We start from the raw sequence: 13,948 nt of genomic DNA, 5'->3' as shown, positions 1-13,948 counted from the left end.
GGATCAGAGCTTGGCGCCGAAGGCCTGCGTCCACCAGGGGCCGCCCGCGCCGTCGTGGACGCCGACGCCGATGTTCTTGAAGGAGCAGTTGAGGATGTTGGCGCGGTGGCCGGGGCTGTTCATCCAGGAGTCCATCACCGCCTGCGGGGTCTGCTGGCCCTTCGCGATGTTCTCGCCGTACGTGGACCAGCGGTAGCCCGCCGCGGTGATGCGCTCGCCGGGGCCGTCGCCGTCGGGGTCGGTGTGGTCGAAGAAGCCGCGGGCGGCCATGTCGTCGGAGTGACCCTGGGCGGCCCGGTCCAGTTGCGGGTCCTCGGTGACCGGGCCGCACCCGGCGGCGGCCCGCTCCTTGTTCACCAGCGCGACCACCTGCGCCACGGTGCCCGCGGGTGCCGGCTGCGCCTGCGGGGCGCGGGAGGCGCGCCCGGTCGCGGGCGCGGCGGGCGCGGCCTTCGGGGTGCTGCTCGTCCGCGCGGGGCGGGGGCTCTTGGAGGCGCGCGGCTTCTTGGAGGGCGACGGGGACGGCGAGGCGGACGCCGAGGGCGAGGGCGAGGCCGAGGTCTCGAGGGGACTGGGTTCCGCGAGGTCAACCGCGGGAGCGCCGGCGGTCCGCGCGGCGGCCGGCTCGCGTGTCTGCGGTCCCGAGCCGGCGCCGAAGTACCAGAGGCCGCCGCCCGCCACACAGGCCGCCACCACAGCGCCCCCGACGGCCCGGCGCCGGATCCGCCGCTGTCGCCGCGCCTCGCCGCGGCCCGTGCTGCGACGCCGGGAGGCGCGCAGCCCGACGGGGGCGCCGGTGCCGCTGCCGCCCGCGTCCGGCCCGGCGGCGCCGGGATCCGCTCCCGCCGCCGCGCGGTCCCCCACCGCGGTGTCCGCGGCCGGGTGCGCGGCCTCGGCGACCGTCGGGAGGGGTGCGGTGGAACCGGCCGCGGTCAGGCCGGCGACGGCGGACCGTGTGGTCGTCAGCAGCGCCGACCCGACCCCGACCAGTGCCAGCCCGGCCAGCAGTCCCTCCGCGGGCAGCAGACCGCTCCACAGGCCGCCGCAGCGGGCGCACGCGCGGGCGTGCCGGGCCATCCGCTTGCGCCAGAGGGCGGAGGGCTGTCCGTCCCAGGAGGCCAGCATGCCGTGCAGTTCCTCGCAGACGGGCCGCGCGTCGAGCGCCCGGACCACCACCCGGGCCGCCTCCAGCCGCGCCTTCATCCGCTGCACCCGTACCGCGGTGTGCTGCGGTGACACCCCGAGGGCCGCGGCCACCTCGGCCCGGGTCAGCTCGCCGGCGCACTCCAGCCACCACAGCGACAGCACCTCCCGGTCCTCCGGCTCCAGCCAGCGGGTGGCGCGCGCGGTCTCCTGGCGCTGGCCGGACAGCTGGAGCCGGACGATGGTCAGGTCCACGAAGTCGGCCCCGGGGTCGGCGACATCGGCGGCCTCGTCCACGGCGTCCGGGGCGAGCTGCCGGTCCTGCCAGTGCGCCCGGACCCGGTTCATCGCGATGGCCACGAGCCAGGAGCGGAAGCTCTCGGGGGTGCGCAGGTCACCGAGCGAGCCGAGGGCCCGGAGCATGGTGTCCTGGACCACGTCGTCGACGTCGACCGAACCGTTCAGGGCCCGCCCCACGATGTTGTAGACCAGCGGGAGGTAGGCGCTGACCAAGGCGTCCTGGGCCGCCGCGTCTCCCGCTCGGGCGGCGTTCACCAGTGCCGCCGTGTCCACCGTGTGCTGTGTCCTCATCAGAGCTTCCCTGTCCTCGACGCCGAACGATGCTGTCCGTTACCTGGGAGACCGCACGGCGCGGTGCCGATAACAGTTCTTCGGAAAATCGTTCGACGGGAGACTCACAGGAGCGGAGCGGGGGCCGCAAGGGAGAAGATCACACGCCCGTGGCGGAACCCTGCCGGTCCTCGGGACCGGCTTCCTGTCCGGTGTGCCGTTCGTTGGCCCGGTCCACCTCGGCCATGTGCTCCTCGGCCCAGTCCCGGACGGCGGCGAGGACGGTCTCCAGCGACAGGCCGAGTCCGGTGAGCCGGTAGTGCACGCCGGGCGGTACGGAGGGCTCCACGCGGCGGGCGACCAGGCCGTCCCGTACCAGGCTCCGCAGGGTCACGGACAGCATCTTCTGCGAGACGCCGGGCATCCGGCGCAGCAGCTCGGCGAAGCGCACCTCGCCCGGGGCGGCCTCCGCCAGCACCTTCACCGCCATCGACGTCCATTTGGTCCCGATCCGGTCGAGCAGCCGGCGGGTCGGGCACGCGGGGTCGAACAGGTCGCCGCGCGCCGCGGGGGCGTCCTTGGCCTGGGAGGTCACCTGAAGCTCACCACCTGACGGGAAAGTGCGGTCTGGTGGCGCCCACCCTAGTTTCCTACCGTTTCCTTGTCACCATTGGTTACTCAAGGGATCGTTCATGACCGCCTCCTCCGTCCCCGGCGTGCGACTGCGCCGGGTCACCGTCAACGGCGTCGGGCTCAACGTCGCCACGGCCGGCCAGGGGCCGGCCGTCCTGCTGCTGCACGGCTTCCCGCACACCTGGCGGCTGTGGAGCGAGGTGATCGGCCCGCTGGCCCGCCGCCACCGGGTGATCGCGCCGGACCTGCGGGGTTTCGGCGCCAGCGACCGGCCGGCGGACGGCTACGACGCCGGGACGCTCGCGACCGACGCCGAGGCCCTGCTGGACGCGCTCGACGCCGGTCCGGCCGCCGTCGTCGGCATCGACCTCGGCACCCCGCCCGCGTTCCTGCTGGCCATGCGGCGGCCCGGCCGGGTACGGCGGCTGGTGCTGATGGAGTCGCTGCTCGGTGACCTGCCGGGCGCCGACGCGTTCCTCGCCGGCGGCCCCCCGTGGTGGTTCGGCTTCCACGCCGAGCCCGGCCTGGCGGAGACCGTGCTCGCGGGGCACGAGGAGGCGTACATCGGCTGGTTCCTGGACCGGGGCACCCTCGGCCGGGGGGTACGGCCGGACGTCCGTGCCGAGTTGGTCCGCGCCTACACCGGAGGCGAGGCGCTGCGCGCCGCGTTCGGACCGTACCGGGCCCTGCCGGTCACCGCCCGGCAGATCCGGGCGGCCGTGGCCGGCGCCCGCCTCACCGTCCCCGCGCTCACCATCGGCGCCCATCCGGTCGGCGGCGCACTGGAAAGCCAACTGCGCCCCTACGCCGATCGGTTGACGGGCCGGGTGATCCCGGACTGCGGCCACATCATCCCGCTGGACCGCCCGGACGCGCTGCTGGACCTGCTGGACCCGTTCCTCGCGGCGGACGACTGACGCACGGGCCCCCGCCGGCCCGGCCGGACGGACGGCGTGGCACGCCGGTGCACCGCACGGCCCCGGCGGCGTGGCGCGCGCCGGGCCGGCGCGGTCCGCGGCGAGGATGGCGCTCGGCAGGAGCCGTCCGGGAGGCGGGAGTGCGGATATGACGGTGAACCGTGTCGGCCTGGTCGTGCACGGCGGGCGCGCCGAGGCGGTGGCCGCCGCGCGGGCCGTGCGCGCATGGTGCGCCGAGCACGCGGTGGGATGCGCGGACATCGACGTGTGGCAGGAGGGGGCGCGGCACAGCGCCCGCGAGGAGGTCGAGAGCGCGGGCGATCCCGACCTCATCGTCACCCTGGGCGGCGACGGCACCTTCCTGCGCGGGGCCCGGCTGGCGGCCGAGAACGACGCCCTGGTGCTCGGTGTCGACCTGGGCCGGGTCGGCTTCCTCACGGAGGTCCCCGCCACGGCGGTGCGGGACGCGCTGGACGCCGTACGGGAGGAGCGGATCACCGTGGAGAGCCGGATGCTGCTCACCCTGCGGGCGTCGTGCCGGCTGGAGGTGCCCGCGCAGATGGAGTCGCTGCTGCGGTACGGCCGCGGCCCGATGCTGCCGCCGCCGCGGGTGCGCACGGAGTGCGAGGTGGGCAACGACTGGGGTGTCGCCCTGAACGTGACCGCGCTGAACGACGTGGTGGTGGAGAAGCTGGCCCGGGACCGGCAGGTGTCCGTCGGGGTCTATCTCGGGGGCCGGCTGCTCGCCTCCTACTCGGCCGACGCGCTGCTGGTGGCGACGCCCACCGGCTCCACGGCGTACAGCTTCGCCGCGGGCGGTCCGGTGGTCTCGCCGCGCGCGGACGCCCTGGTGTTCACGCCGGTCGCGCCGCACATGGTGTTCAACCGTTCGGTGGTGGCCGCGCCGGACGAACCCGTCGCGCTGCGCGTGCTGGAACGGTCGGGCCGGGCCGCGGTCAGCATCGACGGCCAGTTGCGCGGGGTGCTGAGCCCCGGCGACTGGATCGGCGTGTACGCGGCCCCGCGCCGGCTGAAGGCGGTACGGCTCGGCCCGATGGACTTCTACGGCCGGCTGCGCGAGCGGATGCACCTCACCGACGCACCGGCCGCGCTCGCCGACGGGAAGGCCGCTCCGCTGTGGCCGGTGACCTCTCCGCCGCCGGGCGACCTCGCCCACCTGGCCCTTCCTCCGGCCCCGGGGGACGCTCCGCCGCCGGCCTGAGACACCCGGATGGCCGTTCGAACCACGGGGCGGCGCGGCGGGGTGCGTGTGCCCTGTGGTCGTATATTCCGTACCGTAGGCGTGGGCAAGCCCCACCGGAATAAGGAGAATTTTGATGTCGACTGTCGAGCTGAACACCAGCGCCGGCCGGATCGTGCTGGAACTCAACGACGCCGAGGCGCCCAAGACCGCCGAGAACTTCCTGGCGTATGTGCGCAAGGGCCACTACGACGGCACGATTTTCCACCGGGTAATCAACGGCTTTATGATCCAGGGCGGCGGTTTCACCCCGGACATGCAGCAGAAGCCCACCGATGCGCCCATCCAGAATGAGGCCGACAACGGGCTGAAGAACGACAACTACACCGTGGCGATGGCGCGGACGAGTGACCCGCACTCGGCCACGGCCCAGTTCTTCATCAACGTTTCGGACAACGCCTTCCTGAACTACTCGGCGAAGACCCCGACCGGCTGGGGCTACGCCGTGTTCGGCAAGGTCACCGAGGGCAAGGACGTCGTCGACGCCATCAAGGGCGTCAAGACGGGCAGCCGGGCCGGTCACCAGGACGTCCCGACGGAGCCCGTGGTCATCGAGTCCGCCAAGGTCATCGGCTGACGCACACCCGCCGGGGCGGCACCGGTGCACCGGTGCCGCCCGCGTCGCGGCGCCCGGCCCGTCAGCTCTCCGCGGCCAGGGCGTCGGCCAGTTGACGGGGCCGCATGTCGGTCCAGTGCGCGGTGACGTACTCCAGGCAGGCCGCCTTGTCGGCCTCGCCGTGGACGACCGTCCAGCCGGCCGGGACGTCGGCGAAGGCCGGCCAGAGGGCGTGCTGTCCGGCGTCGTTGACGACCACGAAGAAGCGGCCGTCCTCGTTGTCGAACGGGTTGCTCATGACGTCGTTCCTTTCGTAGGGGCGGCCGGCGCGGGCGGCCGGAAGCGGTTGATGGCGTCGATGTGCCGCGCGCGTGTCTCCTCGTCGCGCACGCCGAGGCCCTCCTCGGGCGCGAGGCACAGCACACCGACCTTGCCCTGGTGCACATTCGCGTGCACGTCGTGCGCGGCCTGGCCGGTCTCCGCCAGCGGGTACACCGTCGACAGGGTCGGGTGGATCCTGCCCTTGGCGACGAGCCGGTTGGCCTCCCAGGCCTCGCGGTAGTTGGCGAAGTGGGAGCCGACGATCTTCTTCAGCGACATCCACAGGTAGCGGTTGTCGTACTCGTGCGTATAGCCCGAGGTCGAGGCGCAGGTGACGATCGTGCCGCCCTTGCGGGCCACGAACACCGAGGCGCCGAAGGTCTCCCGGCCCGGATGCTCGAAGACGATGTCGACGTCCTCGCCGCCGGTCAGCTCGCGGATGCGCGTGCCGAACCGCTTCCACTCGCGCGGGTCCTGGGTCTGCTCGTCCTTCCAGAACCGGTAGCCCTCGGCGTCGCGGTCGATGATCGCCTCCGCGCCCATCGCGCGGCAGATCTCCGCCTTCTGCGGCGAGGAGACCACACAGACCGGGAAGGCGCCGCCGGCCAGCGCCAACTGGGTGGCGTACGACCCGAGTCCGCCGCTCGCGCCCCAGATCAGCACGTTGTCGCCCTGCTTCAGCTGGGCGCCGTTGCGCGACACCAGCTGCCGGTAGGCGGTGGAGTTGACCAGGCCCGGGGCGGCGGCCTCCTCCCAGGTGAGGTGGCGGGGCTTGGGCATCAGCTGGTTGGACTTCACCAGCGCCAGTTCCGCCAGACCGCCGAAGTTGGTCTCGAAGCCCCAGATCCGCTGCTCGGGATCCATCATGGTGTCGTCGTGGCCGTCGGCGGACTCCAGCTCGACCGACAGGCAGTGGGCGACGACCTCGTCACCGGGCTTCCAGGCCTGCACCCCCGGCCCGGTCCGCAGCACCACGCCGGCCAGGTCGGAGCCGATGACGTGGTACGGCAGGTCGTGCCGCTTCGTCAGCTCGCTGCGCCGGCCGTAGCGCTCCAGGAATCCGAAGGTCGGCAGCGGCTCGAAGATCGCCGACCACACCGAGTTGTAGTTGACCGAGGAGGCCATCACCGCCACCAGGGCCTCGCCCGGCCCGAGTCCGGGCACGGGCACCTCGTCCAGGTGCAGCGACTTGCGCGGGTCCTTGTCGCGGGTGCGCATCCCCGCGAACATGTCCGTCTCGTCCTTGTGGACGGTGATCGCGCGGTACGACTCCGGCAGCGGCAGGGCCGCGAAGTCCGCGGGGCCGGCCTGCGCCGACAGGATCGCGTCGAGGATCTGGTGCACGGGTCAGGCCACCGCTCCGGCGCCGGGAGCGAGCCGCCGCAGCGTGGTCCCGATCCGGTCGAGTACGGCCTGCTGCTGCTCCACCAGGTAGAAGTGGGCGCCGGGGTACACGTGCAGCTCGAACGGGCCGTCGGTCTCCTGCTCCCAGGCCCGCGCCTCCTCGGGGGTCACCCGGGGATCGGCGTCGCCCGTCAGCGCGACGAAGGGGCAGCTCGGCCGCGGCCCGGGGGTGCGCCGGTAGGTCTCCACCACACGGTAGTCGGCCCGGAGCGCGGGCAGGATCAGGTCGAGCATCTCCTCGTCCTGGAGCAGGGCGGCGTCGGTGCCGTCGAGCTTGGCGACCTCCTCGATCAGCCGCGCGTCGCCGCCCAGGTGGACGTTCTCGACCCGCTCGACGGACGGGCCCCGGCGGCCGGAGACGAAGAACACCGCGGGGGGCCGCCCGGCGGCCTCCAGCAGCCGGGCCAGCTCGAAGCCGACCATGGCGCCCATGCTGTGCCCGAACAGGGCGAGGGGGGTGTCCTCCCGCTCGTCCAGCGCGCGGAACACGCCCTGCGCGAGTTCCTGGACGGAGTCCGCCGGGGGTTCCAGGCGGCGGTCCTGGCGGCCGGGGTACTGCACCGCGAGCACGTCCACCGCGGGCGCCAGCGCCTTGGAGACGGGGAAGTAGAAGCTCGCGGAGCCACCGGCGTGCGGCAGGCACAGCAGCCGCGGCGCACCCGGTGCGGGCTGGTGGAAACTGCGCAGCCACAGCTGGTGCTCTGCGCTGGACCGGTCGGCCATGTGTCCCCCTTGGTGGAACGTGTGGAACGTGTGGAACGGTGAACGTGCTCTGGGTGAAAGGTCATGGACGCCGACCGGTGCAGCGCGGGGCGGCCCGTGCGGGCGGCGCTCCACCGGTCGGACGGTGCGTCCATGAGGCGGCCGGACGGTCAGACCGTCACGGTCACGTCGTACGAGACGAGCCAGCGGTTGAGCCAGAGTGCCATCTCGATGCCGCCGCGGTCGTGCGGCAGGCTGAAGTCGTCCAGCTCACGGCCGAGGACGCGGTTCACCCGGGCGGTGTTGAGCAGCGGCAGCACCGGGGAGTCCGGGTCGGCCAGCACCGCCCGCAGTTCCGCGCGCAGCGCCTGCTCGTAGCGGGTGTCCTGGGTGGACGGGAACGGGGTCTTGGTGCGCTCCAGGACCGAGGCCGGCAGCACATCGCGGACGGCGGCGCGCAGCAGGCTCTTCTCCCGGCCGTCGAACGACTTCATCGCCCACGGCACGTTGAACACGTAGTCCATCAGGCGGTGGTCGCAGAACGGCACCCGGACCTCCAGGCCGACGGCCATGCTCATGCGGTCCTTGCGGTCCAGCACGGCCTGCATGAAGCGGGTGATGTTCAGGTACGTCACCTCGCGCATGCGCCGGTCGGCCGCGGACTCGCCGGGCAGCACGGGCACTTCGGCGAGGGCCTCGGCATAGCGGTCCCGGCGGTAGCCCTCCAGGTCCAGCTTCTCCAGCAGGCCCTGATCGATCAGCGAGCTGCCGCCGAAGATGCGCGCCGAGCCCGGGGTGAGCCAGGGGAAGGTCGGGGCGTCGACCGCCTCCGGGCGCTGGTACCAGCGGTAGCCGCCGAACAGTTCGTCGGCGGACTCGCCGGACAGCACCACGGTCGCCCGCTTGCGGATCTCCCGGCACAGCAGGTACAGCGACGGCCACAGGTCGCCCCAGTACGCGGGCGGCAGGTCGGTCGCGCCGAGGATCGCCGCGCGGACCGCCGGGTCGGCCAGCTCGGTGCTGTCGAGCAGCACCTCGCGGTGGTCGGAGCCCACGTGGGCGGCGCAGTCCCGGACGTAGGGGGCGTCGGCCGTGCCGCGCACCGCGTCCGGTTCGAAGCCGTCGGCCGCGCCCTGGAAGTCCACCGAGTAGGAGCGGACCGGGCCGCGTCCCTCGGCGGTCAGCGCGCGCTGGGCCAGCGCGGTGATGGCCGAGGAGTCGAGGCCGCCGGAGAGCAGCGTGGCGACCGGGACGTCCGCGATGAGCTGGCGGGCGACGATGTCCTCCAGCAGCTCGCGCACGGTGGCGACGGTGGTGTCCAGGTCGTCGGTGTGCTCGCGGGCGGTGAGCTGCCAGTACCGGGTGCGGGTCAGCCCGCCCTCGGTCACCCGCACCACCTGGCCGGGCCGGACCTCGGACAGGTCGGCGAACGGGGTGATCTCCGGGGTCCGGACCATGTCCAGGATCTCGGCGAGCCCCTGGGCGTCGACGCGGCGCGGCACGCCGGGGTGGGCCAGGACGGCCTTCGGCTCCGAGCCGAACATCACGCCGTGGGCCGTGCGGGCGTAGTACAGCGGCTTGACCCCGATGGGGTCGCGGACCAGCAGCAGTTCGCGGGTGGTCGCGTCCCACAGGCCGATGGCGAACATGCCGTTGAGCCGGGCGGCGAAGTCGGCGCCCCACTGGAGGTAGGCGGTGAGGACGACCTCGGTGTCGCTGTCGGTGCGGAACGAGTGCCCGAGGGCGGCGAGTTCGGCGCGCAGCTCCCGGAAGTTGTAGATCTCGCCGCAGAAGGTCAGGGCCGCCAGGGTCCGGCCGTCGCGTTCGGCGACCATGGGCTGGACGCCGCCCGCCAGGTCGATGATGGACAGCCGGCGGTGGCCGAGCGCGGCGGGCCCCTCGATCCAGACGCCCTCGGCGTCCGGGCCGCGGCAGCTCATGGTGTCGGTCATCGCCTGGACGACGGACCGGTGCCGGGCGAGGTCCTCGCCGTGGGCCACCCATCCGGTGATTCCGCACATGTCGTGTCGCTCCTGGTGCTTCAGGCCGCGGCGAGCGCGGCGTTGACGCGGTCGAGCAGCTGGCGCGGCGTACGGGCCTCGCTGATCACGTTCTCGCCGAGTTCGACGCCGTGCTTGCGCTCGATCCGGCGTACGGCGTTCAGCGTAGTGAGCGAGTCGAAGCCGAGCGCGGCGAAGGTGACGTCCGACGGGTCGCCCGTGGGCTCGACCGGGTCCTGGTCGCCGTTGCTGCGGTTGAAGATGTCGATCAGGTCCTGAATGGTCAGCTCTGCCATGGTCGTTCTTCTCTCCGTGTTCTGTCGTGCGGGTGGTGGTCCGGGGTGCTGGATCAGACGGCGAGCAGCGTGCAGTACCAGTGCATGCCGATGGACAGGCCCGCGAGCGCGACGACGTCGCCCTCGGCCAGCTCGCCGCGTTCGAGCAGCGTGTCCAGGCAGATCAGCTGGTCCGCGCCGCCGCAGTGGCCGAGGTCCTTGGCCAGTTCGGCGTTGGTGCGGTCCAGGGGCACGCCGACGGCCTTGGCGACGTCGGCGAGGGAGTCCTGGTTGTCGTTGAGGTACAGGAACCGCGTCACCCGGCCGGGGTCGATCCCGGCCCGGTCGCAGGCGTCCTCGAACACGGTGCGGACGCGGCTGTTGAGGGTGCGGACGAACCGCGCCAGGTGCTCGGGCTCCCGGCGGAAGTGCCGGTAGACCAGGGCCAGCGGGTCGATGTCCAGGTTGCCGGTGCCCTCGGGGGCGTGCGGGGCGCCGGCGCCACCGTACTCGACCCGGTAGAAGTCGGCGTAGGTGGGGTCGGTGAGCTGCTCGGTGGCCAGCCAGCGGAGCCGGTCGTGACCGCGGCGCAGCACGGCCGCGGCGGCGCCGTCGCTGCCGAGCAGGGTGTTGAAGCGCATCCGGTTGGTGTGCGCCTCGCTGACCTGGTTGACGGCGACCAGCAGGACCGTGTCTGCGTCGGGGCGGGTGGCGAAGGTGCCGGCGATCTGCTGGAAGGCGGTGACGCCGGACGCGCAGCCCTGGCTGAGCAGCAGCGTGGGTGCCGTGTCGGCGCCGATCGCGCGGGCGACGGCGGCGGAGGTGTCCCACAGCAGGTACTCGGGGACGCTGCTGTCGGCGACCACGACGAGGTCGAGGTCCCGGGGGTCGACGCCCGCCTTGGCGAGGGCCTTCTCGGCGGCGCGGGCGGCGAGCGCGGTGGGGGTGGTGCCCTCCGGGGCGCGGTGGTAGCCGCGGTAGCCCCACAGCAGGACGCGGTCGGGGTCGTCGACGTGGTCGGCCGCGGTGGCGGCGACGTCGCGCGGGTCGCCGAGGGCGTGGGCGACCGCGAGGACGCCGAAGTCCGTGACGGGCATCGGGGTGGTTCTCCTTGTCCGTGGCCTGTTCGGCTTGTCCGGTGGTCCGGTGGGCCGGAGGCGGGTTCAGCGGGGGAACACGCCGTCGGCGGTCCAGCCGCCGTCGAAGCGCAGGGTGGTGGCGGTGAGGTAGGCGAACGGGGCGCCGGTGAGGGTCAGGACGAGGTCGGCGATCTCCTCGGGCTCGGCGAGCCGGCCCAGGGGGGTGCGGGCGGCGATGGCGGCCTCGTCCAGGTTGCCGTTGGCGAAGCCCTCCGCGACGAGGGGGGTGCGGACGTAGCCGGGACTGACGGCCACCACCCGTACGCCGTGCTCGGCCCATTCGACGCCGAGCGTCTCGGTGAGCATGACGACGCCGGCCTTGGACGCGCAGTAGGCGGCGCGGCCGGGGACGGCCCGGTGGGCCATGACGGAGGCGAGGTTCACCACCAGTCCGCGGCGCGCGGACAGGGCGGGGAACAGGGCCTGGGCGCAGTAGAAGGTGCCGCTGAGGTTGACGCCGACGACCCGCTCCCAGGTGCGCGGCTTCAGCTCGGCCGAGGGGGCGATGGCGCCGACGCCCGCGCTGTTGACGAGCAGGTCGGTCTCGGTCACCTCGCGGGCGGCGGCCTGCACGGACTCGGCGTCGGAGACGTCCACCCGGCGCCAGTCGGCGAGGCCGGTGCCGTCGCCCGGTCTGCGGTCCCAGCCGGTGACCGCCCAGCCGGCCCCGGCCAGCCGGGCGGCGACGGCCGCGCCGATGCCGCTGGACGATCCGGTCACGACCGCGTGTCGCTGTCGGTTCACGTCCGCTCCCTCCAGGTCCGGTAGACGGTCTCCACGGAGGCGCTCACCGCGGCGACGGCGGCCTCGTAGGCACCGGCCACCGGGTGGGTGCTCGGCGCCGGGCCGGTGCTCAGTGCCGGACCGATGCCGGGCGCCGGGCCGCTGCTCGGTGGCGGGGCGGCGGCGGGTGTGGTCAGGCCGAGTGCGGGCAGGTCCGGGGCGTGGCCCTCGGCCCACAGGGCGGCGGCGGCCCAGCGCAGTTGGTCGAGCTGCGGCCGGGTGGCCGAGCCCGCGCTGACCGTGCGGTGCGGGCGGCCGGCGAGGGTGGCCGCGACGAACCGGGTGAGGCTGCCGCAGCCGACCTGGACGAACACCCGGGCGCCGGCCCGGTACAGCCGCTCGATCACGGCCCGGAACCGGACGGGTTCCACCAGGTGCCGGTTCAGCAGGGCGCGCAGCTCCGTCTCGTCGTCCGGGTAGGGGGCGACGGTGGTCGCGGACCACACGGGGACGGACGGGCGGGCGAGCGGCACCCGGTCGAACACGGCGGAGAAACCCGGCAGGTACGGCGCGAGCATCGGCGAGTGGAAGCCCGACCGGAACGGCAGCACCCTGCGGGGCACCTCGGGGTCGGCGATCCGGGCGAGGCAGCGGCCGACGGCGTCCTCGTCGCCGCACAGCACGCTCTGGTCGGGCGCGTTGTCGTGGGACAGCACGACCCCCGGCTCGTCCCGGGCGAGTCGGGCCGCCGCCTCGGCGGGCAGGCCGACGGCGGCGAAGACCACGTCCGGGACCGGGGCGGCGCCCATGGTGCGGGCGAAGTCCTCGAACGCCGGCTCGGCGAAGAGGCCGGCCGCGAACAGGGCGCTCCACTCCCCCGCGCTGTGCCCCGCCATGGCGTCCGGGACGATGCCGGCGCGCAGCAGCGCCGCGTGGAGCACGCGGTTGAGGCGCAGCGTGGCGCGGGTGCGCTCGGCGAGGCCGGTCGAGCCGGACGCCGGTCCGGCGGGGCGGCCCAGCCAGCGCAGCACGTCGTCGGGGGGCGGGCCGGTACGGGCGTCCAGTCCGGGGAAGAGGAACACGGTGCCGCCGGGCGGTGCGGGCCGGGGGGCGAACCAGAGGTCGTTGCCGCCCTGCCAGGGTTCCCCGCGGTCGATCAGGGCGAGGGCCTGCTCGATCCGCTGGGGCGTCGGGTCGAGGACGGCGACGCGGCAGGGGCCGGTGCCGCCGCGGCGGCCGGCGCGCAGCGCGGCGCGCAGGTCTCCGGGGCCGGCCGCGGCGGCGAGGAGGATGTCAGTCAAGGGCGCTCCCGAACCCGGCGGGGTCCCCGGCGGCGAGCAGCACCTGCGGGTCGCGGCCGAAGGCCAGTTCGCGCAGGAAGGCCCGCACGCCGTCGTCCGGGTCGATCAGGCCGATGCCGTTGCGGAGGTACGCCCGTTCCAGTTCGGCGGTGACCATGCCGCCCGCGTCCGCCGCCCAGGGGCCCCAGTCCAGGGCGAGGACCCGGTCGGCGAGCCGGCCGGACCACTGGTGGGCCAGGGTGTCCAGGGCGTCGTTGGCGGCGGCGTAGTCGGTCTGGCCGCGGTTGCCGGTCACGCCGGCGATGCTGCCGAAGAGCACCAGGTGGCGCAGGCCCGGCCGGAGCCGGCCGGCCAGCGCGCGGGCACCGGCGACCTTCGTGTCGTACACCTCGGCGAACTCCTCGGGCGTCTTGTCCCGCAGCAGCCGGTCGCGGACCAGGCCGGCCGCGTGGACGACGGTGTCCAGCCGGCCGTGCCGGGCGTGGACGTCGTCCAGGACGGCGCCCAGCCGCCCGGGGTCGCGGACGTCGGCGCGGTGGTAGCGCACCGACGCGGCGCGCTCGGCGAGGTCGTCCAGGCACTGCCGGACCTCCCGGCCGGCGGCGTGGGCGCGGACCGCGCGTTCGATGCCGGCCGGGTCGCGCCCGCCCTCGGCGATCAGCCGGGCGCGCAGGTCCTCGTCGGTCGGCAGCGGCCCCGCGACGGGCTCGGTGCGGCCGACCAGTTCGATGTGGCAGCCGGTGAGCGCGGCCAGGGCACGGGCCAGGCGTGCGGTGATGCCGCGCGCGCCCCCGGTGAGGAGGACCACGGAGTCGCGGTCCAGGCCGAGGTCGGCGGCGGTGACCTCGCGGTCGGGCAGCGGGGCGGGCCGGGGCCGCCAGACGGCCCGGCGGCCTGCGGTGTGGGTCACCGAGGGGCGGGCCGCGCCGAGTTCGGCGAGCAGGGTGTGTGCCGCCTCCTCGGCCGGCCGTCCGGCGGGCAGGTCGACGGCGGCCACGGCGAG

Annotated in this window: 14 protein-coding genes; 3 read left to right on the top strand and 11 right to left on the bottom strand. The window is 74.3% G+C overall.

Features of this window, described 5'->3' with window-relative positions:
* Positions 1-3 precede the first annotated feature (3 nt).
* Together CCN44_RS28505 and CCN44_RS28500 are read right to left on the bottom strand one after the other, a co-directional pair.
* On the bottom strand, positions 4-1,734 hold the full coding sequence (locus CCN44_RS28505; RefSeq protein WP_086700681.1) for a sigma-70 family RNA polymerase sigma factor: 1,731 nt from the start codon (positions 1,732-1,734) through the stop codon (positions 4-6).
* Positions 1,735-1,873: 139 nt separating this feature from the next.
* Positions 1,874-2,308 carry a winged helix-turn-helix transcriptional regulator gene (locus tag CCN44_RS28500; protein ID WP_086700678.1) on the bottom strand — a complete coding sequence of 145 codons (435 nt, stop codon included), beginning with the start codon at positions 2,306-2,308 and terminating at the stop codon, positions 1,874-1,876.
* Between the two features lie 97 nt (positions 2,309-2,405).
* Here CCN44_RS28500 and CCN44_RS28495 point away from each other — a divergent pair, with 97 nt between their 5' ends.
* The 3 genes from CCN44_RS28495 (at position 2,406) to CCN44_RS28485 (ending at position 5,101) form a co-directional block, all read left to right on the top strand.
* Complete coding sequence (locus CCN44_RS28495; RefSeq protein WP_086700675.1) at positions 2,406-3,263, top strand: alpha/beta fold hydrolase; 858 nt, start codon at positions 2,406-2,408, stop codon at positions 3,261-3,263.
* Positions 3,264-3,411: 148 nt separating this feature from the next.
* A complete protein-coding gene (locus tag CCN44_RS28490) occupies positions 3,412-4,485 on the top strand; it encodes an NAD(+)/NADH kinase (protein WP_059247557.1) in 1,074 nt (357 codons plus the stop codon).
* Positions 4,486-4,600: 115 nt separating this feature from the next.
* Positions 4,601-5,101 carry a peptidylprolyl isomerase gene (locus CCN44_RS28485; protein ID WP_059247558.1) on the top strand — a complete coding sequence of 167 codons (501 nt, stop codon included), beginning with the start codon at positions 4,601-4,603 and terminating at the stop codon, positions 5,099-5,101.
* 61 nt (positions 5,102-5,162) lie between these two features.
* Here CCN44_RS28485 and CCN44_RS28480 read toward each other — a convergent pair whose 3' ends face one another.
* The 9 genes from CCN44_RS28480 to CCN44_RS28440 all read right to left on the bottom strand — a co-directional run.
* Positions 5,163-5,378, bottom strand: a complete 216-nt coding sequence (locus CCN44_RS28480; protein ID WP_059247559.1) for an MbtH family protein — start codon at positions 5,376-5,378, stop codon at positions 5,163-5,165.
* Positions 5,375-6,745 (bottom strand): crotonyl-CoA carboxylase/reductase, encoded by a 1,371-nt coding sequence (gene ccrA / locus CCN44_RS28475; protein WP_086700672.1) that lies wholly within the window; start codon positions 6,743-6,745, stop codon positions 5,375-5,377. Before ccrA ends, CCN44_RS28480 begins: the two co-directional genes overlap by 4 nt.
* Positions 6,746-6,748: 3 nt before the next feature.
* Complete coding sequence (locus CCN44_RS28470) at positions 6,749-7,528, bottom strand: thioesterase II family protein (protein ID WP_059247561.1); 780 nt, start codon at positions 7,526-7,528, stop codon at positions 6,749-6,751.
* A gap of 149 nt (positions 7,529-7,677) precedes the next feature.
* Entirely contained in the window at positions 7,678-9,528 is a 1,851-nt protein-coding gene (asnB, locus tag CCN44_RS28465; protein WP_086700669.1) for an asparagine synthase (glutamine-hydrolyzing), read from the bottom strand.
* Between the two features lie 20 nt (positions 9,529-9,548).
* Complete coding sequence (locus CCN44_RS28460) at positions 9,549-9,803, bottom strand: acyl carrier protein (RefSeq protein WP_059247563.1); 255 nt, start codon at positions 9,801-9,803, stop codon at positions 9,549-9,551.
* A 53-nt stretch (positions 9,804-9,856) separates the two neighbouring features.
* Positions 9,857-10,879 carry a 3-oxoacyl-ACP synthase III family protein gene (locus CCN44_RS28455; RefSeq protein WP_059247564.1) on the bottom strand — a complete coding sequence of 341 codons (1,023 nt, stop codon included), beginning with the start codon at positions 10,877-10,879 and terminating at the stop codon, positions 9,857-9,859.
* Between the two features lie 66 nt (positions 10,880-10,945).
* A complete protein-coding gene (locus CCN44_RS44560) occupies positions 10,946-11,665 on the bottom strand; it encodes an SDR family NAD(P)-dependent oxidoreductase (protein WP_158103159.1) in 720 nt (239 codons plus the stop codon).
* On the bottom strand, positions 11,662-12,945 hold the full coding sequence (locus CCN44_RS28445; protein WP_086700666.1) for an ACP S-malonyltransferase: 1,284 nt from the start codon (positions 12,943-12,945) through the stop codon (positions 11,662-11,664). The genes CCN44_RS44560 and CCN44_RS28445 overlap by 4 nt, the downstream gene beginning before the upstream one ends.
* A partial coding sequence (locus CCN44_RS28440; protein ID WP_143650004.1) for an SDR family NAD(P)-dependent oxidoreductase occupies positions 12,938-13,948 on the bottom strand: 1,011 nt, incomplete at its 5' end. The genes CCN44_RS28440 and CCN44_RS28445, both read right to left, overlap by 8 nt.

Source organism: Streptomyces tricolor, assembly GCF_002155905.1.
Classification (GTDB): Bacteria; Actinomycetota; Actinomycetes; order Streptomycetales; family Streptomycetaceae; genus Streptomyces; species Streptomyces tricolor.
The sequence above is the reverse complement of the archived record's forward strand: the minus strand, read 5'-3'. Positions and strand labels throughout refer to the sequence as shown.

Coding starts and splice junctions, on each gene's coding strand:
- asnB (WP_086700669.1), bottom strand. CDS start 9,528: ATGTGCGGAATCACCGGATGGGTGGCCCACGGCGAGGACCTCGCCCGG.
- CCN44_RS28455 (WP_059247564.1), bottom strand. CDS start 10,879: ATGCCCGTCACGGACTTCGGCGTCCTCGCGGTCGCCCACGCCCTCGGC.
- CCN44_RS28495 (WP_086700675.1), top strand. CDS start 2,406: ATGACCGCCTCCTCCGTCCCCGGCGTGCGACTGCGCCGGGTCACCGTC.
- CCN44_RS28480 (WP_059247559.1), bottom strand. CDS start 5,378: ATGAGCAACCCGTTCGACAACGAGGACGGCCGCTTCTTCGTGGTCGTC.
- CCN44_RS28490 (WP_059247557.1), top strand. CDS start 3,412: ATGACGGTGAACCGTGTCGGCCTGGTCGTGCACGGCGGGCGCGCCGAG.
- CCN44_RS28470 (WP_059247561.1), bottom strand. CDS start 7,528: ATGGCCGACCGGTCCAGCGCAGAGCACCAGCTGTGGCTGCGCAGTTTC.
- CCN44_RS28485 (WP_059247558.1), top strand. CDS start 4,601: ATGTCGACTGTCGAGCTGAACACCAGCGCCGGCCGGATCGTGCTGGAA.
- CCN44_RS28505 (WP_086700681.1), bottom strand. CDS start 1,734: ATGAGGACACAGCACACGGTGGACACGGCGGCACTGGTGAACGCCGCC.
- CCN44_RS28460 (WP_059247563.1), bottom strand. CDS start 9,803: ATGGCAGAGCTGACCATTCAGGACCTGATCGACATCTTCAACCGCAGC.